17 protein-coding genes are annotated in these 22,435 nt (G+C 63.7%); 11 read left to right on the top strand and 6 right to left on the bottom strand.

Annotation, left to right across the window (positions count from 1 at the left end):
* Positions 1–17: 17 nt before the first annotated feature.
* Positions 18–1,664 (top strand): glycosyltransferase family 2 protein, encoded by a 1,647-nt coding sequence (locus AB7532_RS34205; protein WP_441239045.1) that lies wholly within the window; start codon positions 18–20, stop codon positions 1,662–1,664.
* Positions 1,665–1,675: 11 nt separating this feature from the next.
* Here the strand turns inward: AB7532_RS34205 and AB7532_RS34200 are convergent, their stop codons facing one another.
* From AB7532_RS34200 to AB7532_RS34190, 3 genes are all read right to left on the bottom strand, one after another.
* Positions 1,676–2,656: a glycosyltransferase family 2 protein gene (locus AB7532_RS34200; protein ID WP_441239044.1), complete on the bottom strand. Its 981-nt coding sequence runs from the start codon at positions 2,654–2,656 to the stop codon at positions 1,676–1,678.
* 105 nt (positions 2,657–2,761) lie between these two features.
* On the bottom strand, positions 2,762–3,328 hold the full coding sequence (locus AB7532_RS34195) for a class GN sortase (RefSeq protein ID WP_441239043.1): 567 nt from the start codon (positions 3,326–3,328) through the stop codon (positions 2,762–2,764).
* A gap of 182 nt (positions 3,329–3,510) precedes the next feature.
* On the bottom strand, positions 3,511–5,781 hold the full coding sequence (locus AB7532_RS34190; RefSeq protein WP_441239042.1) for a marine proteobacterial sortase target protein: 2,271 nt from the start codon (positions 5,779–5,781) through the stop codon (positions 3,511–3,513).
* Positions 5,782–5,967: 186 nt separating this feature from the next.
* On the opposite strand from AB7532_RS34190, the gene AB7532_RS34185 reads away from it, so the two are divergent.
* Both AB7532_RS34185 and AB7532_RS34180 read left to right on the top strand, forming a co-directional pair.
* Positions 5,968–6,729 (top strand): helix-turn-helix transcriptional regulator, encoded by a 762-nt coding sequence (locus AB7532_RS34185; RefSeq protein WP_441239416.1) that lies wholly within the window; start codon positions 5,968–5,970, stop codon positions 6,727–6,729.
* A gap of 48 nt (positions 6,730–6,777) precedes the next feature.
* Positions 6,778–8,250, top strand: coding sequence for a glycosyltransferase family 2 protein (locus AB7532_RS34180; RefSeq protein ID WP_441239041.1), 1,473 nt, complete (start codon positions 6,778–6,780; stop codon positions 8,248–8,250).
* A 49-nt stretch (positions 8,251–8,299) separates the two neighbouring features.
* Here the strand turns inward: AB7532_RS34180 and AB7532_RS34175 are convergent, their stop codons facing one another.
* Both AB7532_RS34175 and AB7532_RS34170 read right to left on the bottom strand, forming a co-directional pair.
* Complete coding sequence (locus AB7532_RS34175; protein WP_441239040.1) at positions 8,300–9,520, bottom strand: ABC transporter substrate-binding protein; 1,221 nt, start codon at positions 9,518–9,520, stop codon at positions 8,300–8,302.
* Between the two features lie 93 nt (positions 9,521–9,613).
* On the bottom strand, positions 9,614–11,164 hold the full coding sequence (locus tag AB7532_RS34170; protein ID WP_441239039.1) for an acyl-CoA synthetase: 1,551 nt from the start codon (positions 11,162–11,164) through the stop codon (positions 9,614–9,616).
* Between the two features lie 265 nt (positions 11,165–11,429).
* On the opposite strand from AB7532_RS34170, the gene AB7532_RS34165 reads away from it, so the two are divergent.
* The 8 genes from AB7532_RS34165 (at position 11,430) to AB7532_RS34130 (ending at position 21,227) form a co-directional block, all read left to right on the top strand.
* Positions 11,430–12,566, top strand: coding sequence for an acyl-CoA dehydrogenase family protein (locus tag AB7532_RS34165; protein WP_441239415.1), 1,137 nt, complete (start codon positions 11,430–11,432; stop codon positions 12,564–12,566).
* A gap of 53 nt (positions 12,567–12,619) precedes the next feature.
* Complete coding sequence (locus AB7532_RS34160) at positions 12,620–13,783, top strand: acyl-CoA dehydrogenase family protein (RefSeq protein ID WP_441239038.1); 1,164 nt, start codon at positions 12,620–12,622, stop codon at positions 13,781–13,783.
* Complete coding sequence (locus AB7532_RS34155) at positions 13,783–14,439, top strand: glutathione S-transferase family protein (RefSeq protein ID WP_441239037.1); 657 nt, start codon at positions 13,783–13,785, stop codon at positions 14,437–14,439. Before AB7532_RS34160 ends, AB7532_RS34155 begins: the two co-directional genes overlap by 1 nt.
* Positions 14,440–14,613: 174 nt before the next feature.
* Positions 14,614–15,414, top strand: a complete 801-nt coding sequence (locus AB7532_RS34150; RefSeq protein WP_441239036.1) for a helix-turn-helix domain-containing protein — start codon at positions 14,614–14,616, stop codon at positions 15,412–15,414.
* A 200-nt stretch (positions 15,415–15,614) separates the two neighbouring features.
* Positions 15,615–16,481 carry a 3-keto-5-aminohexanoate cleavage protein gene (locus tag AB7532_RS34145; protein WP_441239035.1) on the top strand — a complete coding sequence of 289 codons (867 nt, stop codon included), beginning with the start codon at positions 15,615–15,617 and terminating at the stop codon, positions 16,479–16,481.
* Between the two features lie 113 nt (positions 16,482–16,594).
* Positions 16,595–18,211: an acyl-CoA carboxylase subunit beta gene (locus tag AB7532_RS34140; RefSeq protein WP_441239034.1), complete on the top strand. Its 1,617-nt coding sequence runs from the start codon at positions 16,595–16,597 to the stop codon at positions 18,209–18,211.
* A complete protein-coding gene (locus AB7532_RS34135; RefSeq protein ID WP_441239033.1) occupies positions 18,208–20,184 on the top strand; it encodes an acetyl-CoA carboxylase biotin carboxylase subunit in 1,977 nt (658 codons plus the stop codon). Before AB7532_RS34140 ends, AB7532_RS34135 begins: the two co-directional genes overlap by 4 nt.
* Positions 20,185–20,417: 233 nt before the next feature.
* Positions 20,418–21,227, top strand: a complete 810-nt coding sequence (locus tag AB7532_RS34130) for a hypothetical protein (RefSeq protein ID WP_441239032.1) — start codon at positions 20,418–20,420, stop codon at positions 21,225–21,227.
* A 46-nt stretch (positions 21,228–21,273) separates the two neighbouring features.
* Here the strand turns inward: AB7532_RS34130 and AB7532_RS34125 are convergent, their stop codons facing one another.
* On the bottom strand, positions 21,274–22,380 hold the full coding sequence (locus AB7532_RS34125) for a DUF4253 domain-containing protein (RefSeq protein WP_441239031.1): 1,107 nt from the start codon (positions 22,378–22,380) through the stop codon (positions 21,274–21,276).
* Positions 22,381–22,435: the final 55 nt, after the last annotated feature.

Raw genomic sequence — 22,435 nt, 5'->3', positions numbered from 1 at the left:
TTGTCTCAATGGTGATCATGCCGCTTCTGTCTGTCGTCGTGCCCACGCTCGATCGTCCCGACACGCTCCGTCACGCGCTCGTGACCATGGCGTGCCAAGCTGCGAATGCCGATTGCGAGTTCATCGTCCAGAACAATGGCGGTAATCCCGAGATTGCGGAGATGGTCGCAAGCCTTCGCGACAAGCGCTTCAAGCATTTCGCCTGCGACATCGTTTTGACCATGACCGATAATTGGGAGGCCGCGCTCGGCCATGCCTCGGGCGAATACGTCACCTTCATCGGCGACGACGACGGCCTGATGCCCTATGCCTGCTCAACCGCAGCGGGCATTCTCTCGCGCCGGTCAATCGATCTGTTGAGCTGGCGTGCTTACAGCTATTACTGGCCCACCTATTACCATCCGGCTTTCCGCAATCGGCTGCTCGCGGAGATCGACCTGACGTCGTCCGTGCGGAGAGTCTCGTCGCGGAGGGAGCTGGCGCGCATCTTCGGTTTTCAAGCGCATTATGCGCATCTGCCGATGATCTACAATTCGTTCGTCCGTCGCAGCGTCATCGATCGGATGCGTGCGACCGCTGGCCGCTATTTCATCGGTCTCTCGCCGGACGTCGCCTCGGGCATCGCCAATGCCGCGCTGACCGACAGTTTCGTTCGCCTGTCGCGCCCCTTGAGCATGGCCGGATTTTCGCGGCACAGCACCGGCCATGCGCTGTTTTTTGAAACGACAGATCTGCTCGAGACGCCGCGCGGTGCCCGCGATTTCGGGGCCATTGACGGTGATCCAGGACTTCCCGATCTCAACGCGCTGCAGCTCTTCATCGCCAAGGACATGCTCGCCCTCAAGCGCCTGCTGCTGGCGGATGACGATGATGTCCGGGTCGACTTCAAGGCGTTGGCCCAGGCGCTTGCGACCGACATCAACAACCGGCCGCTGCTGTACGATCGGACCGCGCAGACGATCGGCGATCTCGCCCGCACCCATGGTTTCGACGCGACCGATATCGTCATTCCGGCACGCCTCGAGGATCGTCCGCCGCCCGGCCGGGGCGTCCGCGCCGCCGGACCGAACCACGTGGTTTACGAGCTGGACGGTTCTGCGCTCGGGCTCTCCTCGATTGCGGATGCGGTGCGTGTGATCTCGCAGTTCGTCCCGGAGCAGACGTCGTTCGATCCGGCCGCGCTGGAGGTGTCCGCGTCCGAGCCGGTCCTGGGCAGAGACGAGCTTGAATTCGTGCGCGACGGGACCGGTGTCGCCGCGCTGATCGCAGGATGGGGTGAGCCGGAGGAATGGGGCACCTGGTCGGTCGCGAGGAATTGCGTGCTCCGCTTCGAGGTTCGCTCCGTTCCGTCCCGACCGGTCGATATCGTGCTGGCGTGCCGGGCCTTTGTCTCCGAAAGAAATCCGCAGCTGCGCGCCGTCTGCCGTGTCGGCAATGGAGCACTCCAGCAATTGACGTTCTCGACGGATGCCTTCGCGGGGCTGCGCAGGTTGAAGCTCGATCCAGCCGCGATTGCCGCCGACGGGACGTTGACCATCAGCCTCGCACTCTCCGATCCGCGCTCTCCCGCTGATCTGGCGTTGAGCACCGATGTGCGTCCGCTCGGCATCGGCCTCGAACGGATCTGGCTCGATCACGCCGTCCGCGCCTCACAGCGCCGCTGATCGTCGCCTGGTCAGTAGCGCATCAGTCTCAGCTTGTAGGCGTAGTGATAGGCCAGTTGCTTCGCGAGATAGGGCGCGATGGCGCGCCGGATCTGCATCTGGGTCGGATCGAAGCCGAGAACGCGGCGCCGCAGGATACCCATCTCCCGGACGCCGACGGCATAGGTCGATGCCGTCTTCTGTGCATCGTGGATTCGGAAGCAGGCGAGAAATCGCGGCAGGCGCACGAATTTGAATCCCGCGTCCTGCGCCCGCATGATGAAGTCCCAGTCCATCGCGTAATGGAAGCTTTCGTCGATGGGCCCGATCCTGTCCCACACGCGCTTGCGCCAGAACATCGTCTCCTGCGGGATATAGTCGGCATATTGCAGCGCCTTGCGGTCATGCGGCGGCAACACGGCGCGTCCGACCTCGAGCCCCTCGCGGTCGACGAAGACGCGATGACCGTAGACGACGTCGACATCGGGATGCGACATGAAGTAGTTCGCGATATAGGCCAGCGTTCCGGGCAGCAACATGTCGTCGCTGTTGAGATAGGCCATGATCTCGCAGTCGGCGCCGGCGAAGCCGAGATTGATGGCGTTCGACTGCCCCTTGTCCGGTGCGCTCGTCCAACTGACGCGCTCGCCGAGGCTCTTCAGCAGATCGATCGTGCCGTCGATCGAGGCGCCGTCCTGCACGTGATAAGTCAGGTTCGGATAGTTTTGGCTGACGATGCTTTCGATCGTGGCGCCCAGATATTGCGCGTGATTGTAGCTCGGCGTGACCATCGCAATTCGCGGTGCATTGGCGGAAACCGCAGGCGTCGCTTTGAAGGCATTCAGATTGAGCAGACGCGGCGGGTACTGCTCGAAGGTCCAGATCGGCGGGCGCCGCCACAGGCTGCGAAGCGAGGAGCGTCTTTGCCCGGCGGCAATGAGCTCCTGATTTCTCTCCAGGAGCGCGACGCGGTTTTCAATCTGCTCGAGACGCCGCTTGAGCTCGTCGTCCATCGACTACGTCTTTCTGCTCATTGCAGAATGAGGCAAAACAATTGGCCATTCTTATAGGTCTGCGGCCGAAGGCGCCAGTTCAGGGGTTCCATCGCTTGCGAACCGCTATTCACCGGTTTCGATCAAGGTGGCATGCAGGATGTATCGCTCCGGGCCGGACGCGAGGGCGTCGAACGGCCAGCAGGTCGCAAGCACGAGCTCGGCATTTTGCGTTGCGGCATCGATGCCTGACTCATCGAAACGAACGACCGCGGAGGAGTCCGCGCGATATTGAAAGCGTTTGCCGTCACTGCGTGTGACATCGATCACGTCACCCATGGCAACATTCCGCAAGAAGCGGAAATGTGTATCGCGGTGTGCAGCATATACCGCGATGCCGCGCTCGCCGGCATCAACCGTTTGGTGGACATGGCCGGGTCCGAAAGCCAAGGCTTGGCCGCTGGTGCCTTCCAGCACGATGACGCTGGCGCCGATCCGCTTCACCTCGATCCGCGCGACCGGCCAGGTGTCGGCCCATGACCAGGGTTTCACCGCCGCGCCGGTCGTAATGCTCCTGTCGAACGCGCGCTCCAGCAGCACCTGCGCGAGCCAGGCCTTGGCATGGATGTAGGCGCCGTCGCCGAACAGGAGGGTGCCGATGAGTGTAAGCGCTACGGGGAAGAAGCGGGGCATAATAGGTCTCTCCCCGTCATTGCGAGCGAAGCGAAGCAATCCAGACTGTCTCCATGGCGGCAGCCTGGATTGCTTCGTCGCTTCGCTCCTCGCAATGACGATCCCGGAAAAAGGCGCGCGCGGTCGTTGGTGTGGGACGGGCGACCGCGCGCGCTAACAGAGGAGTTCGGGGGGCTCCTCTCTCAAGCAGCGTCAGTGAGCAAGGTCTGACGCCGGTTGAACACGAACAAGATCAGGGCGAGCACGATCAGGATGAAGCCTCCGATCATCTTCAGCTCCGCCGAGGTTGCAGTCTTGGGCAGGCGGATCGCGTCGGGCGCTGCGGGCGTCGGCCGTCGCGTCGCCGGCTGGTTGCGCGCGTCGGCATGGCGCTCGCGGAGCTGTGCCGGCAGCGGCTGCCGTTCGCCAAAGACCTTCGCGAAATCCCAGCCGGCCGGCAGATTGATCGGCAATTCGCTGAGCTTGAGCGGCTCGCCCTCGGGGCGGCTCGGCGTCTTGTCGACAGCGACGAGGCTCGTGAGCCGCGTGACGATCTGATGGTCGAGCGCCAGCGCCAGGATCGCCTTGTCGGAGTCCTCGGGCGTCATCTCGCGCAAGGTGCGCGCCACTTCGGCGTCACCGATCTTGCGCTTGGCCCAAAGCTTCGACAGGCCCTTGCCCTCGGCGGCGTTTTGCAGCGGCAGCGTCACCGACCACGGGCGGTCGCCGACGCGGCCCTTGATCTCGAGCGAACCCGCGAGCTTGTCGAGCTTGGCCGCCAGCACCAGCGGTTCGTCGCGATAGACGTCGGGAATGATCGCCGGCGTCACGTCGGCTTTCGCGTCGGAGAATTTTGCGCTGAGACCGGTCACGGCCGGATTTTCCAGCTTGGCGAACAGCCCGCGCATGCGCTCCTCGACCTGCTCGACGGAGCCGATATGGGTGAAGGCGCCGCGGCCGAGTTCGGAGGCGCGCGTCATCAGATAGGTGTTGGGCGCGGATCCGATACCGACCATGAACACGCGCGAGCGGCCGCGCATCGCGGTGATCGTTTCGAACAATTGCTGCTCGTTGCCGATCGCGCCGTCGGTCAGGAACACCACCTGGCGTACCATGCCCGTGTCAGCGAGCTTGTCGGTCAGCGCGGCCCGCATCGCCGGCACCATCTCGGTACCGCCGCGTGCCTGCAACGCCTCGACGAACGACGTTGCGTCCCTGACATGCGTGGCGTCGGCCTGCACGGAGGTCGGGAACAGCACATCCATGGTGTCGTCGAAACGGATCACGTTGAAGCGGTCGGTCGGCTGGAGGCGGGAGAGGGCGTAAGTCAGGCTCGCCTTGGCCTGGACGATCGAGGTGCCGCCCATCGAGCCGGAATTGTCGATGACGAACACGACCTCACGCGGCAGCGGCTTTTGCGTCGCCTGCTCGGCACCGGGCGGGGTGACGAAGGCGAGCAGATAATCGGCATCGCCGACACGCTCACGGAACAGACCGACCGACGGCGCCTTCTCGGCAGCCGGTTTCCAGGTCAGCTCGAAGTCGCGGTCGGCAGGCACGGCGCCATCGGCGAGCGTGACCACGCGCGTCGTGTTATCAGGGCTCTCGATCTTGACGTTATGGTGCGGACTCTTGACCTCGCCGAGCGCAAAGCCGGCCTTGAGGCGCACCGTAATGCTGGTCGGATTGACCGGCGCATTCCTGGCGGGATCCACCACCTGCGGCGAGATGCGGTCCCGGTCCGGCACCGGGTCCGAATTCGTCGCCCCCCAGCCCGAGCCGTCGTTGCGGAAGTCGACGCTTTGCACGATCGGCGCCGGATTGTAGCGGGGCCCGACCACCATCGGCAGGCGCAGCGAATATTCGTTGCCGCTCTGGTGAACCGGCTCCTGATATTCGATCTGCACCAGCACGGTTTCGCCGGGGCCGATATTGGCGACCGAATTGGTGAAAATGTTCGGCCGCTCCTGCTCGGTGAGCGCGGCCTTGCGGCCGTCGCGGCGTGCCTGCTCGTAGATCACACGCGCCTGTTGCCGCTCCTTGACGTCGCCGATAATGACGCGGTCGCCGACCACCATCTTCAGCGTATCGACCGCGCCGCCGCTGGGCACCGGATAGACATAGGTCGCCTCGACCCAGTCCTTGGTCGGGTTGCGGAAGATCTGGGTGACGCGGGCACGCAGCGTCGGGCCTGATACCGTGATGTCGACGTCGATGCCGAGGCGGATCGCTTCGGTATAGGCGCCATCTTCCTTCAGCAGCAGCGAGCCGGATCTGGCGTCACCGGGTTGGAGCAGGCTCGCCTGCTGCGTCGGCTCCGTTGTCGCCGACCATCCGGGCTCAAAACTCACCAGCAGGGCGACGAACGCGACGATCATCACCGCGATGCCCTGCACGAGCAGAAACAATCCGACCTGGATCAGCCGGCCCAGCATGGGGTGTTCGTTACTGTCGGCTTCGTCGTAGGTATCCATTTTCGCCTGCTCCCGAGGGATATTCGCTGGCTGTCAGCTTCTGCCGGGAAGGCAGGCTTCGCGAGCAGAACGATCGGCAATGTTCCGCCCCGGCCGGCCCGGACGGGCCGCCGTCGAGGCGGTCATGTGCGGTTTTGTGCTGACTTGTCCGCCCTGCTAGACTGGCGCCCCAAGGCAGGGCTGATGATGCAAACGCAGGACGACAAGCAGCTTTCGGACGAGCAGAGCCGCGAGATCGCGGAAACCATTCGCGAGGAGCTTGCGCGGCGCCGGATCTCCCGGCAGGCGCTGGCCGAGCAGGCCAAGCTCAGCCTGTCGACATTGGAGAAGGTGCTCGGCGGTCGCCGGCCGTTCACGCTGGCGACGACCGTGCGGCTGGAGCAGGCGCTCGGCGTCTCCTTGCGCAAGAGTGCCGTCGTGGCGACGCCTGTGGCCGCCAACGATGTCGCGCCTGACAGTCTCGGCTCCTATTCGCATCGCGCGGTGACCTGGCTCGAGGACGTCTACGTCACGCTGCGGCCGTCGTTCGGCGACAAGGATGCGATCTTCGCCTACCGCACCGAGATCGTCTGGGAGCCGAAGGTGTCCGCGCTGGTCTTCCGCGAGGGCGAACGGACAGATGCCGCCTATGAGCACACCGGTGAGGTCGCGGTGCCGCATCAGTCCGGCTTCATCTATCTCGTCATCATCAAGCACGGTCAGCACCGCGTGATCACGGTGTCGCGGCCGACGGTTGACGGCGCGATGTACGGCATCATCTCGACGCTCCGCGCCGGCCCCGGCTCGCAACTGACGCCGATTGCAGCGCCCATCGCCTATGTCCCGCTCCGGAATTTCCCGAAGCCTTCGCTGGGACGGGTCGCGCCCGGCGATGCCAACTATGAAGTGTATCAACGGCATCTGCGCCGTACGGTAGAAGAGTCGTTCGCGCTGTTTCTGTCGGTATAGTCCACAAGAAAGTGCCCGGAACGGCGCCGCCTGCGTCTATAAGAGGGCATGCAGGACGCGCCCGCACGCGACGGCGGCGAATCTCCGCTGTTCTCGATCATCATCCCGCTGGATGACCACCGCGGGCAGTGGCGGCAATCCTGGCTCGGCTGGACATCGCAAAATGTCGACCGACGCCTGTACGAAATCATCCTGATCGTACCGCCTGACCTGCTGCTTCGTGCGGATATTGAGGCGCTGACCGGGACCGAGGCACGCCTCGAATACAGCGAGTCTGTTCACGACGTCGAGTTGAGCGCGCTCGGCGCGGCAAGGGCCCGTGGCCGCTACCTGTTCTTCACGGAATCGCATTGTCGTCCCGAGCCCGATGTGCTCGCGCTGTGCATCCGCGCCATCGAAGACCATCCCGATTGGTCGGGATTCTCCTGCAAGTCGGTCCCGATTTGCCACAACGTTCTGTCGCGTGCTGAAGCTGCGATGTATCAGTCCGACATCGAATTCGGCATGAAGCTGCATCCTTGGCTCAAGGTGCTCGACCAGTGTTTCGTGACGCGACGTGACGTCTATGAGGAATGTGGTGGCCTGCGTACGGATCTCGGCCATTTTGCGGAATGGGTGCTTGCGGCCAGCTACTACGCGCGCGGACACATGGTCGGATATCTGGATGAGGCCCGGGTTCATCACTACTATGTCGGCAAGCTCGACGAGCTCGAAATATTTACCCTCGATTTCGTGCAGGGCGAGATTCGCTATCTCAGCGAGGCCCGTCGCGATCCTGGCGGCGAGCTGATCGAAATTCCAATCGAATGGAGCGAACGGGACAAGTTCGACTTCGCGATCGCTCGCCATGCGCTGAACGCGCTCGTGCGCTACAGCCTTGCGGGCCGTGGCTGGAAGCGGCCCGACGAAATGCTGCAGGCTTTCCGGCGCTGGGCCGCTCCTGCGCTGCTCAACGAGGTTCGCGCCCGCCTGGCCGCGCGGATCGCCGTCCTGCATGCGCGCACGAGCCTGACCGTGTTGAGCGCGGTCGGAGCAAGCGCGGCCACCGGGAGATGGATGAAGCGGTATATCGCATCGCTGATCCGGTTTCAGAGGCTCGATTGTATCCGCCGCATCTGCTCGCGCGCGGGCCCACCGAGAAGACTGTTCGGCGATTGTGTTCTTGCTCAAATCGGCTTCCACTGCATGGAATCGTCAGCCGGCAGCGCGTTTTGCTGGAGTGAGCCGGAGGCTGCCGTCCGCATCGCAGGAGCTTCGGGGCGCAACATCGTACGCATCCTGGGTCCGGCTCTTCGTGCGTCGCTCGATCAGATCGGGGTGTACTTCTATCTCGACGGCACACTCGTCGATTCCACCGCGATCGTCGTCGGTCGCGACAGCTTTACACTGCGGGTTGACCTGCCGCCGTCGGGCATTGCCACCCTTGCGTGGGTATGCCCCGTGTTGCGGGGTGTCGGCGACTCGCGCCGTCTTGGCCTATCTATTGCGGCCATCGAAGTCGCCCGCGCCGAAAAAAAATAGCGGCCTTTCGGCCGCCATTCGGTGTTTGCAGGCTGATGCTTTCAGTCAGCTAGCCGCCCGTTTCGGCACTGATGATGTCGCCGAACAGCTCCCACTGGCCCTTCTTGAACCGCCACATCTTGAGCTGCTCGATCGGCGCGAAGTCCGTGGACGAGGTATTGATCTTGATGCCGGGGATCAGCGTGTCGGGGGCGAAATCCTTCAGGCTGGCGGCCTGCTTCATCACGTTCTCACGGGTCAGATTGTCGCCCGACTGCTTCAGCACCTGCACCATGGTCTGCGCCGCGGCATAGGCGTAAACCAGATTGGCGTCCGAGATGTTCGCGCCGGGCATGTACTTGTCGATGAAGACCATGAACTTCTTCATGCCCTCGTCATCCTTCCACTGCGGGTCCGACGCATCCTTCAGATAGCCGGCCGACAGCACGCCTTCGGATGCCTCGAGGCCGGCGGGCTTCATCACTGCGCCGATCGACACCGAGACATCAGTCATCAGGTGCATCGGCTTCCACTCCAACTCCGCGATCTTCTTGATGGCCTGAGCTGCGAATTTCGGGGTCGCGATGTTGACGAAGACATCGGCACCGGTGCCCTTGAGCTTGACGATATGGGCATCGATCGACGGCTCGGACGTCTCGTAGCTCTCTTCGGCCACGATCATCTTCGAGGCCTTGTCACCGAACACGTCCTTGATGCCGGCGAGGTAGTCTTTGCCGAAATCGTCGTTGGCATAGAAGATCGCGACCTTGGCGTCCGGCTTCTCCTTCAGGATGTATTTCGCGAAAATCTGCGCCTCGACCCGATAGCTGGGCTGGAAGCCCATGGTCCAGGGGAAGTTCTTCGGGTCGTTCCACTTGCTTGCGCCGGTGGCGAGGAAGAGCTGCGGTACCTTCTTGGAATTGTGATATTTCTGCACGGCGGTCTGGGTCGGCGTGCCCAGCGCGTTGAACACCAGGAACACCTCGTCGCTCTCGATCAGCTTGCGGATCTGCTCCACGGTCTTCGGCGGCGAATAACCGTCGTCATACGAAATCCAGTTGATCTTGCGGCCGTTGATGCCGCCCTGATCGTTGATCATCTTGAAATAGGCTTCCTCGGTCTTGCCGATGACGCCGTAGGCGGACGCGGGACCCGAATAGGCCTCGACATTGCCGATCTTGATCTCGGTGTCGGTGACGCCGGTGTCGTACGCCTTCTGCGCATGGGCCGACTGGGTCGCAAGCAGCGTCATCGCTGCTGCTGCGGCAAGCAAAGAGAGTTTCTTGTTCATGAAAATTCCTTGGGGTTTCTTCTGGGTTCGGTTTCTTCTGGTTCGAGCAGGCACGTCACAAAAGAAGAAGCGCCCGCGAGAGGGGCGCTTTGATCAGGCGTTGGCGACTTTCTTGTCGACTTCGGAAGCCACCGAGAATTCTTTCCGCAAGGTCGGCTTGTGGATCTTGCCGGTGGCGTTGCGGGGCAGCGCATCGACGAACCGCACCTGCCGCGGGCATTTGAAGCGCGCCAGATTGGCGGCGCAGTGGGCGAAGACATCCGCCTCGGACAGCCTTTGTCCCGGTTTGACCGCAACAATGGCAAGGCCTACCTCGCCCCATTGCGGATCCGAAATGCCGATCACGGCGGCTTCGGCGATTGCGGTGAGCTGGTGCAGGACGTTCTCGACCTCCGCCGGATAGACGTTCTCGCCGCCGGAGATGTACATGTCTTTCCAGCGGTCGACGATGTAGTAGAAGCCTTCTTCGTCCACGCGCGTGGCATCGCCGGTGTGCAGCCAGCCGTCGGTGAAGGAATTCCTGTTCGCCTCCGGCCTGTTCCAGTAGCCGGGCGTGATGTTCGGCCCCTTCACCCAGAGCTCGCCGAGCTCTCCGACATCGGCGTCGCTGCCGTCGGGTCGCACGATGCGCACCTCGGTATGAAGCACCGGTTTGCCGGCGGAGCCGGCCTTGCGTGCGGCATCTTCGCGGTCGAGCACCAGCACGGCCGGCGAAGTCTCGGTCATGCCGTAGCCCTGCTGAAGCGCAACGCCGCGCGCCTCCCAGACCTTGAGCAGCGGCACCGGCATCGGTGCGCCGCCGACGCCGCCGACGATCAGCCGGCCGAGCTCGGTGGTCGCGAAGGCCGGATGCTGCGCCATGAACTGGTAGATCGCGGGCACGCCGAAGAACACGTTGATGCCCTGCGCGGGATCGTTGATCAGGCCGAGCGCGGTGCCGGGATCGAAGGCGCGCATGATCATCACGGTGCCGCCGGCATGCAGCACGGGATTGGTGTAGCAATTCAGTCCACCGGTGTGGAACAGCGGCAGCACGGTGAGCAGCACCGAGGACGGTCCGATGCAGGCGGGTCCACCGAGATTGACGCAGTTCCAGAAGGTCATGCCATGGGTGATGGTCGCGCCCTTCGGATGACCCGTGGTGCCCGACGTGTACATGATGGTCGAGACATCATCGAGCGTGACCTCCTCGGGCCGGGCGAGCGGCTTTGCGGCCGCGATGCCGGCCTCATAGGTGCCGCCGGGTCCGAGCAGCAGGCTGGTTGGGATGTTGCAGAGCTTTGCGACGCTCAGCGCAGTCTCGGCGAGATCGGTGTCGTGGATCATCACCTCAGGCGCGCAGTCGCCGGTGATGAACTGAAGCTCGGGAACGGTGAGGCGGGTATTCAACGGTACGAAGATCGCGCCTAACCGACCGCATGCGAATTGCACTTCCAGCGTGTCGGTCGTGTTCAGGGCCAGCACGGCGACGCGGTCGCCGCGAGATATCTTGTGCGTGTCACGGAGGAATCCCGCCAGACGGGAGATGCGCGCGTCGAGCTGCGCATAGGTAAAGCGGCGCTCGCTTGCGAGGTCGATGACCGCGACCTTGCCGGGCGTGCGGCGGCCATGATGGGCGATCCAGTCGTAGTAACGAACGGCCAAAAGTTCCTCCCTCGGCGGTCTTTGCCGCCTCACGTCCCTGTTGCCGCGCACCAATCCCGGCGTGGCCCTGGGGCCAGCCGGAGTTTGTGCAGCACGTCTTTTTTGCCCGGGAGTTGGCCTGCGCGCGGCGAAAATCGTCTTGCGTTGAGTTGCTAGGCCCGGGCCAGTCTGGAGCGGCTCTCGTGGATCAGCCACTCCGCGCAAGTGAGCCGCCGAGGTTCCGGCCATGGTTGACGCGACGAATCCGTCTCCGAGCGAGAGTGCGATGAAGAGCCCGTTCTATACCGCCGAGCATGACGCTTTCCGCGATGTGATGCGCCGCTTCGTCGACAAGGAGATTGCCCCGTTCGCCCATGAATGGGACGAGGCCGGTGAATTCCCGCGCGCGCTCTATCGCAAGGCGGCCGAGATCGGCCTGTTGGGGCTCGGATTCCCCGAGGAATATGGCGGGATCGCCGCCGACCAGTTCATGAAGATCGTGGCGAGCCAGGAATTGGCGCGGGCAGGTGCCGGCGGCGTCAGCGCCAGCCTCATGAGCCACACCATCGGCTCCCCGCCGATCGCGCGGGCGGCCCGGCCGGAGGTGAAGGCGCGCGTGCTGCCGCAGGTGCTGGCAGGTGAGAAGATTTCCGCGCTGGCAATCACCGAACCGGGTGGCGGCTCTGATGTCGCCAACCTCCGCACCAAGGCGCGGCGCGACGGCGATCACTACGTCGTGAGCGGCGAGAAGACCTTCATCACCTCGGGCGTGCGCGCCGATTATCTGACCGTTGCGGTGCGCACCGGCGGCGAAGGCGCCGGCGGCGTCAGCCTGCTCCTGATCGAGGGCGATACGCCCGGCCTGTCCAGGACAAAACTGAAGAAGATGGGCTGGTGGGCCTCCGATACGGCGACGCTGCATTTTGACGAATGCCGCGTGCCGGCCGAAAACCTGATCGGCGAGGAGGGCCAGGGCTTCAAGATCATCATGCGGAATTTCAACAGTGAGCGCATGGGCATGGCCGCAGGCTGCACTGCCTTCGCGCGCGTCTGCCTCGACGAAGCGATTGCCTACGCCAAGGAGCGCAAGACTTTCGGAAAGCCGCTCGCCCAGCATCAGGTCATCAGGCACAAGATCGTCGACATGGCGCAAAAGGTCGCGGCGTCGCAATCGATGCTGGAGCTGCTGGCGTGGCGGTTGGAGCAGGGCGAGAGCCCGGTGGCCGAAATCTGCATGATGAAGAACCAGGCGACGCAGACCATGGCGTTCTGCGCCTCGGAAGCCGTGCAGATCTTTGGTGGCGCCGGCTTCATGCGCGGCATCAAGGCCGAGCGCATCTACCGCGAGGTCAAGGTCAACGCCATCGGCGGCGGCACCGAGGAGATCATGAAGGATCTGGCGTCAAGGCAGATGGGGCTGTGAGCGTCCCCGGCCATGACGAGCACATGAGAGAGACCGAGAGTTGAGCTGACAAAATGCTATTCACCGCCGACCACGACGACATCCGCCGTTCCCTGCAAAAATTCATCGTCAACGAGATCAATCCTCATGTCGATGAGTGGGAGAAGGCCGACATCTTCCCGGCGCACGAGCTGTTCAAGACAATGGGCAGCCTCGGCTTCCTCGGACTGAACAAGCCGGTCGAGTTCGGCGGCTCGGGGCTCGATTATTCCTATGCGCTGATGATGGCGGAGGAACTGGGTGCGATCACCTGCGGCGGCGTGCCGATGGCGATCGGGGTGCAGACCGACATGGCGACGCCTGCGCTGGCGCGGTTCGGCTCTGACGAGTTGCGGCGCGAATTTCTGGCGCCCTCGATATCAGGCGATTACGTCGCCTGCATCGGCGTCTCCGAGCCGGGTGCAGGCTCCGACGTCGCCTCGATCAAGACCAGTGCGCGCTCGGACGGCGACGATTACGTCATCAACGGCGGCAAGATGTGGATCACCAACGGCACCCAGGCCGACTGGATCTGCCTGCTCGCCAACACCGGCGATGGTCCCGTCCATCGCAACAAGTCGCTGATATGCGTGCCCATGAAGAGCAAGGGCGTCAATGTCGCGCGAAAGCTCGACAAAATGGGCATGCGCTCGTCGGACACCGCGCAGATCTTCTTCGACGATGTCCGCGTGCCCAAGCGCAACCGGATCGGCGAGGAGGGCAAGGGTTTTACCTATCAGATGATCCAGTTCCAGGAGGAACGGCTCTGGGGCGCGGCCGCCTGCCTTAAGTCGCATGAATACATCATCGATCAGACCATTGAATACACGCGCAACCGCAAGGCGTTCGGGAAGTCGATCCTCGACAATCAGGTGGTGCACTTCAAGCTCGCGGAGATGCAGACCGAGGTCGAACTGCTGCGCGCGCTGATTTATCGCGCCGCCGAGCAGCTGGTCGCCGGCGAGGACGTCACGAAACTTGCGACCATGGCCAAACTGAAAGCCGGCCGGCTCGGCCGCGAGCTCACCGATGCCTGCTTGCAATATTGGGGCGGAATGGGCTTTACCAACGAGACGCCGGTCAGCCGCGCCTATCGCGACAGCCGTCTGACCTCGATCGGCGGCGGCGCCGACGAGGTCATGCTGATGGTCCTGTGCAAGATGATGGGTACGCTGCCGGGTAGTAAAGGGAACGCCTGATGATCACGCTCTATCATTGCGACGCCGCGCGCTCGTTCCGTCCGCTCTGGATGCTGGAGGAGATGGGGCTGCCGTACGAATTGAAGATGCTGCCGTTCCCGCCGCGGGTCTTCGCGAAAGAGTATCTCGCGATCAATCCGCTCGGCACGATTCCCTTCATGGTCGACGGCGAAGCCAAGATGACGGAGTCCTCCGGCATCTGCCATTACCTCGGCTCCAAATACGCCCCGACGCCGTTGATGGTGGACGTCGCGGATCCCGCCTATGGCGCGTTCCTGAACTGGATGTATTTCAGCGACGCCACGTTAACCTTCCCGCAAACGCTGGTGCTCCGATACACCCAGCTCGAGCCGGAAGAGCGCCGCAATCCGCAGGTCGCCGGCGATTATGCCAAATGGTTTCTGGGACGCCTGCGCGCGGTCGAGGCAGCGACGGCCAGTGCCGAAACATTGTGCGCGGGCCGCTTTACCGCCGCTGACATTGTCATCGGCTACGCGCTGCGCCTCGCCGACAATATCGGACTCGCCAAGGATTTTGGGCCAAATGTCGCAGCCTATTGGGCGCGTTTGCAACAGCGCGATGGTTTCAAGCGCGCGGTTGCTGCGGAGCAAAAGGCCGGAGCCGAGCAGAATGTTGCGCCGCGCGTGAGGGCGTAAGTCGACGAAGGCCGGGATTATTGTCTCACAACGGTTCCGGACGGTGAATGGCCGTCCGGGGCTGGCGATGTTTTGCGCGCAATGACAGCGCTATCGCGTCGTGACAGCGCCCTAATTTCCGCTAAGGTGACCTCCGTCCGCAGCGGCCATAGAGCCGCGCGAGGAGGATACCCAATGGAAGATAACGGTCGCGAATCCGACCATCTCATGCTGATCACGCCGGAGCGGGTATTCTATGCCGGCCTGCTCGGACGCCCCCGCAAGCGGACCCCCGGCTGCTGCCACGTCTACGTTGCGGTGAAGGGCAGCCTGCATCTCACCATCGACGACGCTCTAGCGACCGGCGAGCTGTTCGTCACCCTGCCGAACCAGCTTCATTCCATCGCCAGCGACTATCGCACTGCAATCAGCGTGACGCTGGAGCCGGAAAGCATGCCGGATGGTGTGATCGAGGACCTGGCCGCGCGGTTGATGGGACCTGACAGGGCCGTCTACGCTCGCAAGATTGTTGCGGCCTACACGCTGCTGCGCCAGCGCCGCTATAACGACATCACCACCGCTGAATTCGACGAGATGTGCTTTGGCGAGTCGCTGCCCCGCCGTGTGCTCGATCCGCGCGTCACGCGTGCGGTCGCGCGTATCGAGCGCTTTTCCGGTGAACCGGTGACGGCGGATACATGTGCAGCCGAGGCGGGTCTCTCGGCCTCGCGCTTCCTGCACCTGTTCAAGGAGGAGACCGGCATCTCGTTCCGCTCCTTCCGTGCCTGGAAGCGCGCGCGGCATCTGCTGCACTTCGCCAACCAGGACCTCAACCTCGCCCATCTCGCGCAGGACATCGGCTATCCCGATAGCACCCATTTCAGCCATTCGATCCGTCGCTTCTACGGATTGAAGCCGCGCGCGATCTTCGTCGGCTCGCGCGATCTCGCGATCTATCGCAGCAGCGAGACGGTCAGGCTGGCGGAGGCGAGTTAGTCGCCGCTCCCGTAGGGTGGGCAAAGGCGCCCTTGCGCCGTGCCCACCACTTCTCGGCAACTGGCAAAGATGGTGGGCACGCTTCGCTTTGCCCACCCTACGAGAGCTCGTGTTTAGCTAGCTTCTCCGCGCAAGAAGCCGCATGCCGCGCATCACATGATCGCAAACGTTGAATTCCCAACGTGCGAGATATTGTTGGCATGAGCGACAAGGCCGTCATCACCTGCGCGCTGAACGGCGTGCTCACCGACCCCAAGCAGCACAACGTGCCTGTGACGCCCGAGCAGATGGCGCGCGAAGCCAAGGCTGCGTTCGATGCGGGCGCGTCCGTCATGCACATCCATCTGCGCCAGCAGGCCCCCGGCAAGGGGCACCTGCCGTCCTGGGAGGTGAGCGTCAGCAAGGAGATCCAGCAGGCGATCCGCGAAGCCTGCCCCGGCGTCCTCATCAATCACACCTCGGGGGTCTCGGGCCCGAATTACAGCGGCGCGCTGGATTGCATCCGCGAGACCAGGCCGGAGATCGCGGCCTGCAACGCCGGCTCGCTGAATTACCTGAAGGTGAAAGCCGACAATAGCTGGGCCTGGCCGCCGATGATGTTCGACAATGCTGTCGAGAAGGTGAAGGACTATCTCGACGTCATGAACGCGGTCGGCACCATCCCCGAGTTCGAATGTTTCGACGTCGGCATCGTCCGCTGCGTCGGCATGTACACCCAGGTTGGCATGTACAAGGGCCCCCTTGAGTATAATTTTGTGATGGGCGTAGCGTCCGGCATGCCGTCGGATCCCGAACTGTTGCCGATCCTGATCAAGCTGAAGCGCCCAGAGGCACATTTCCAGGTCACCGCCATCGGTCGCGAAGAGATCTGGCCGTTGCACCAGCGTTGCGCCGAGCTCGGCGGTCATCTCCGCACCGGTCTCGAGGACGCCTTCTATCTCGCCGACGGCAAGAAGGTGACGTCGAACGGCCAGCTGATCGAGGCCATCGCCGCCTGCGCCCGTCGCGCCGGCCGCGAGATCGCAAGCCCCGCCGAGGCGCGGAAGATCTTTGGGACCAATCGCTGAACGCAGCCCCAGCCGTCATTGCGAGCGAAGCGAAGCAATCCAGAGTGCGTCCGCGGAAACAGACTGGATTGCTTCGTCGCTTCGCTCCTCGCAATGACGGGTAGGATAGAGTCATGTCCATTCTCGAAAACACTATCTCCCCCGGCAGTGCCGCCTACCACGCCAACCGCGACGGCATGCTCGGTGTCATCGACCGCATGCGCGCGCTGGAAGAGCGTACGCGGGCGGCGTCGGCCGCGGCTAAGGATCGCTTCCACAAACGCGGTCAGCTGTTGCCGCGTGAGCGCGTGGCGCTGGTGCTCGATCCCGGTGCGCCCTTCATCGAACTGTCGACACTCGCCGGCTACATGTTCGACGTGCCGGACGCGGCCAAGAGCGTGCCGGGCGGCGGCGTCATCGCTGGCATCGGCTTCGTCTCGGGCATCCGCTGCATGGTCAGCGCCAACGATTCCGGCATCGATGCCGGCGCGCTCCAGCCCTACGGCCTCGACAAGACGATCCGCGTGCAGGAGCTGGCGCTGGAGAACAAGCTGCCTTACGTCCAGCTCGTCGAAAGCGCCGGTGCCAATCTGCTGCGCTATCGCGTTGAGGATTTTGTCCGCGGGGGAAACATCTTTCGCAACCTCGCGCGGCTCTCGGCGGCGGGCCTGCCGGTCGTCACCGTCACGCACGGCTCCTCCACGGCGGGCGGCGCCTACCAGACCGGCCTGTCCGACTACATCGTCATGGTCCGCGGCCGCACCCGCGCCTTCCTTGCCGGGCCGCCGCTGCTGAAGGCCGCTACCGGCGAGATTGCCACGGAAGAGGAGCTCGGCGGCGCCGAGATGCACACGCAAATCTCCGGCCTCGGCGACTATCTCGCCGAGGACGATCGCGACGCGCTGCGCATTGCGCGCGAGATCATGGCGGCGCTGGAATGGCAGCGGCCGGGCAGGACAGCGTCGGAGTTCAAGCTGCCGCGCTACGACCAGGAGGAGCTGCTCGGCATCATGCCGATGGACCACAAGCGCCCGGTCGACATGAAGCAGGTGATCGCGCGGATCGTCGACGATTCCGACTTCACCGAGATGGCGCCGAACTACGGCCCGGCCACCGTCTGCGGCCATGCCCGCATCGAGGGCCAGGCGATCGGCATCATCACCAATAACGGTCCGCTCGATCCCGCCGGCGCCAACAAGGCGACGCATTTCATCCAGGCTTGCTGCCAGACCCGCACGCCGATCCTCTATCTCAACAACACCACCGGCTACATGGTCGGCAAGGCCTACGAAGAGGCCGGAATGATCAAGCACGGCTCGAAGATGATCCAGGCCGTAACCTCGGCGACGGTGCCGCAGATCACCATCTATTGCGGTGCCTCGTTCGGCGCCGGCAATTACGGCATGTGCGGCCGCGGCTTCCATCCGCGCTTCTGCTTCTCCTGGCCGAACGCCAGGACCGCCGTGATGGGCGGCGAGCAGGCCGCCGAAACCATGGCGATCGTGACGGAAGCCGCCGCCGCCCGCCGCGGCAAGCCGGTCGAGAAAGACAAGCTCGATGCCATGAAGGCGCAAATCATCGGCGTGTTCGACGGCCAGATGGACGTGTTCTCGACCAGCGCGCGCGTGCTCGACGACGGCGTGATCGATCCGCGCGATACGCGCGCGGTCCTGTCCGAAGTGCTCGCAATCTGTCGCGAGGGCGATTCGCACACACCCCAGCGCATGCAATTCTCGGTGGCTCGGCCATGAGGAACGGATCAGTGCAGCACCGGCCGTTCTTCAGGGTTCTGGTCGCCAACCGCGGCGAGATCGCATTGCGCGTGATGCGCAGCGCGCGGCAGCTCGGCCTCGGCGTCGTCGCGGTCTATTCGGATGCCGATCGCGATGCGCTCCACGTGAGAGAGGCCGATCAGGCCGTGCGCATCGGCGAAGTCTTGCCGGCGCAATCCTATCTCAACATTCCCGCGATCATCGCCGCCGCAAAAGCCAGCGGCGCCGATGCCGTGCATCCCGGCTACGGCTTCCTCGCCGAAAACGAAGGTTTTGCGCAAGCCTGCAAGGATGCGGGTCTCGTCTTCATCGGCCCGTCGCCGCAGGCGATCGAGGCGATGGGCAACAAGGCCGGCGCCAAGGAGATCATGAAGAAGGCCGGCGTTCCCTGCGTGCCCGGCTATCAGGGCGCCGACCAAAGCGACGAGGTCATGCTCGCGGAGGCCAGAAAAATCGGCTTCCCCGTCATGATCAAGGCGGTCGCGGGCGGCGGCGGACGCGGCATGCGGCTCGTCACGGATGCCGTGTCTTTCGCAGATGCTTTGCGTAGCGCGCGCTCCGAAGCCAAAGCCGCCTTTGGCGATCCGACCGTGATCCTCGAACGCGCCATCCAGAACCCGCGCCACATCGAGATCCAGGTGTTCGGCGACAGCCACGGCAACGCCGTCCATCTTGGTGAGCGCGACTGTTCGGTGCAGCGGCGGCACCAGAAGCTGATCGAGGAGGCGCCGTCGCCCGCGGTCACGCCGGAGTTGCGTGGGAAAATGGGCGAGGTCGCGGTCGCCGCAGTGAAGGCGCTGCGTTACGAAGGCGCCGGCACGCTGGAATTCCTGCTCGATGCCAGCGGCGCATTCTACTTCATGGAGATGAACACGCGTCTTCAGGTCGAGCATCCGGTCACCGAGGCGATCACCGGGCTCGATCTCGTCGAGCTGCAATTGCGCGTCGCGCGCGGCGAGCCGTTGCCGGTGAAGCAGCAGGACATCAAGTTCTCAGGCCATGCGATCGAGGTCCGGCTGTGCTCTGAAGATGCTGCGCAGGATTTCATGCCGCAGTCCGGCCGCATGGCGCGCTGGCAGGTGCCTGATGGCATCCGTGTCGAGCACGCCTTGCAATCGGGCTCGGAGATTCCGCCGTTCTACGATTCCATGATCGCGAAAATGATCAGCCACGGCGCGAGCCGCGAGGAGGCGAGGGGCCGGCTGATCGTCGGGCTGGAGCACCTCACTGCGCTCGGCGTGACCACCAATCAGGCGTTCCTGATGTCCTGCCTGCGTCATCCCGGCTTTGCCAGAGGCGAGGCGACGACGGCCTTCATCGGCATGCATCGCGACGAGCTGTTGGCTCCCCGGGCGGACGCCGCCTTCGATACGGCGCTGGCGGGCCTGCTGCTCTATGTCACCAATCCGCGCGCGCCGTCATGGCGTGTTGGCCGGAGCCTGTCGGCAACGTTCCCGCTTCCTGCAAAATTCGATATCTCCGGCCATACGCACGAGCTCGAAGTGACGCGGGAGCGCGACGGCAGCTACACCGTCGCCACCGACGACCGGCAAGACAAGTTTGAGATCGACCAACTCGATTCCGACGCCATCCGCTTCCGCCACGACGGCGTGATGGACAGCGCAAAATTCCTGCGCGACGGCGACCGGCTCTACGTCCAGCACCGCGGCATCCCGCTTGCGGTCACCGATCTCACGCTCTCCGCGCCGAAGGCCGCGGCGGCCAACGGTGGCGATGGAAAAGTCCGCGCCGCCCTGAACGGCCGCGTCGTCGCTGTGCTGGTCAAGCCGGGCGACCGCGTCATCGCCGGCCAGCCGGTGCTGACGCTGGAGGCGATGAAGATGGAGCACGTCCACAAGGCCGGCATCGACGGTGTGGTCGCCGGGATCGATGTTGCCGAAGGCGAGCAGGTGACGACCGGCAGGATCGTTGCCGAGATCGGGGCCGGGTAGCGTCTCTGCCGTCATTGCGAGAAGCGAAGCGACGAAGCAATCCAGACTGCATCCTTGGAGACAGCCTGGATTGCTTCGTTGCGCTCGCAATGACGGACGGAGAGGAATCGTCTGAATCTCTAATGATTTCAATGCGATCTTACAGGGATGCGTTTCCACGACATTTCTATTGAGCATAGTTCAATTTCAGGCTACAAACATTGAACAATGTTCATATTATGTGGAGGCCAAGCATGCTGCGCGCCGATAGCCGAGTCCAAGCGACCAATGCCCTGCTCCCGTCGGTGTCCCGCCGATACCCATTCCCTGCACTTCAACTCCGCGAGAAATACCTGATCGGCGCGTTCCTTGTGCTCGCACTGGCGGCGCTCTTCGCGCCCGCGCTGCCGGCCGCCGGCTGGCACATTCCGCACTTCGTCGACATGCGCTCCTGGCTGGGCGTGCCCAACGCCGGCGATGTCCTGAGCAACCTCGCCTTCCTCGCGCTGGGCGTCTGGGGCACAGAGCGGCTGCGCCGCCGCCATGACGCGCCCGTGGGCGCAAGCTGGTTCTTCGTGGGATTGATCCTCACCTGCCTGGGCTCGGGCTTCTATCATCTGGACCCGGACATGCCGCAACGGCTCGTGGCCGATCGTCTCGGCATGGCGGTGGCGTTCGCGGGCTTTCTGGGCATCGCGGCGAGCGAGCGCGTCAGCGTGCGCGCCGGCGAGGCTGTGCTGGTGCTGATGATGATTGCGGGCCTGCTCGCGGCCTGGGTGGCACGCGAGAATCTCACGCCGTGGGTGGTCGTGCAGTTCGGCGGAATGGCGCTCGCCGTGGGACTGGCGCTGACACGGCCAAGGCCAGGTGCGCTCGGCATGCCGCTGGGTGGCGTCATCGTCTTTTATGTGCTGGCCAAGCTTTTCGAGCTGGGTGACGTGACCATCTTCGAAGCGACGGGCCACCTTGTCTCGGGCCACACCCTCAAGCATCTCTCGGCTGCGCTTGCGGCGTTGCCCGTGATCTGGGCGTTACGCGACCGCAGGGTGGACGAGCGCTGCTGATGTTTCGCGGAGCCCGTAGCGCTGACCCGCGCTACGGGCTCGCCGGTCAATCCCACCAGAACACCCAATGCCTGCTCGTTGTCAGCGCAATCACATCGGACTCGATCGCCTCGCGCGAAAACTGATAGTTCTCAAGCGTCTCCTGGCAGAACAACAATTGTTCGCGCAGAAGACCCAACGCGTCCTGGAAGCTGGCGGGCGGGCGGCTCACCCTGAATTCGAGCGATCCGCTGCCGATCGCGCAGATGTCGGCACCAAACCTCATGTGCCAATGTTGTGCGACGACCATCATGTCATCGGGCGAGGGGGCATCGTTCCAGCCGCCGTAGAGCAGAAACACCGGAATTCTCCAGCTCCTGGTGGTTGGAATGCGCAAGGCCGCCACCTCCCTGAACGGCTCGATCGGCTGCTTCGAGAGGTCGAAGATCGTCCACATCGCCCCGATCTGCTCGACGACCGGCTGCGACAATTTATGTTCGGAGCCGGGAGTCAGGGACGATAGCTCGTCCAGGGCCTCCCTCTTTTCCCCGTCAAGATTGCGATACGCGTCCTCAAAGAAATCCTCGACCGGACGCCGCATCTTCAATGTCTGGCGAGCGGCGCCGATCCATTCCCGGCGTGTCACCTGGGGTAGCAACCAGGCGGCCGGGGAAAGAATCAGAGGAGAAAATCCCGCAGCGTAGCCTTCGCGCTGGAGTGCGTCGAAACGCTTTTCAATGCCTTCGCCTGGAATAATAGTGAACTCCAGCTTGAGTCGCTCGATCTGCGTTTGCCACTGCCTCGTCTGGCTTGCCTCTCGTTCGGCCGCAAGCCTGGCCAAGGCATCGGGCGATCGCGCCGCGGCCCGAAGCCGCTCGTCCCAAATGTGCGCCTCGATGAACACTCCGGCGAACAGGGCGACGAGACCGATCGGCGAGAAAAAAGGGATGATCACGGCAATCCACGGCTCAACGCCGGCCAAAGCCAAACCTCCGGAGACGACAAAAACGCTCATGAGAACGAACGCCATGGTCGTAGTGCGCAGCCTTGCGCGCTCGATGCCGCCAGGAAAGGAGGAGAACCGGGATGCGGCGTATCGTGGCGCGAGCCAGACAGCGGAGGCCAACGCGCCTCCGACGAGAAGGATCGCCACAGCTGAAATGAGACGAATCATGGATGGAGCACCGACGAGCGACCAGACAGGTATCTCAGGTCGCGTCTAGTTGTCG

The organism is Bradyrhizobium sp. 930_D9_N1_4, from assembly GCF_052076015.1.
GTDB lineage: Bacteria > Pseudomonadota > Alphaproteobacteria > Rhizobiales > Xanthobacteraceae > Bradyrhizobium.
Note: the sequence above shows the minus strand (reverse complement) of the source record. Positions and strands in the feature narration are given on the sequence as shown.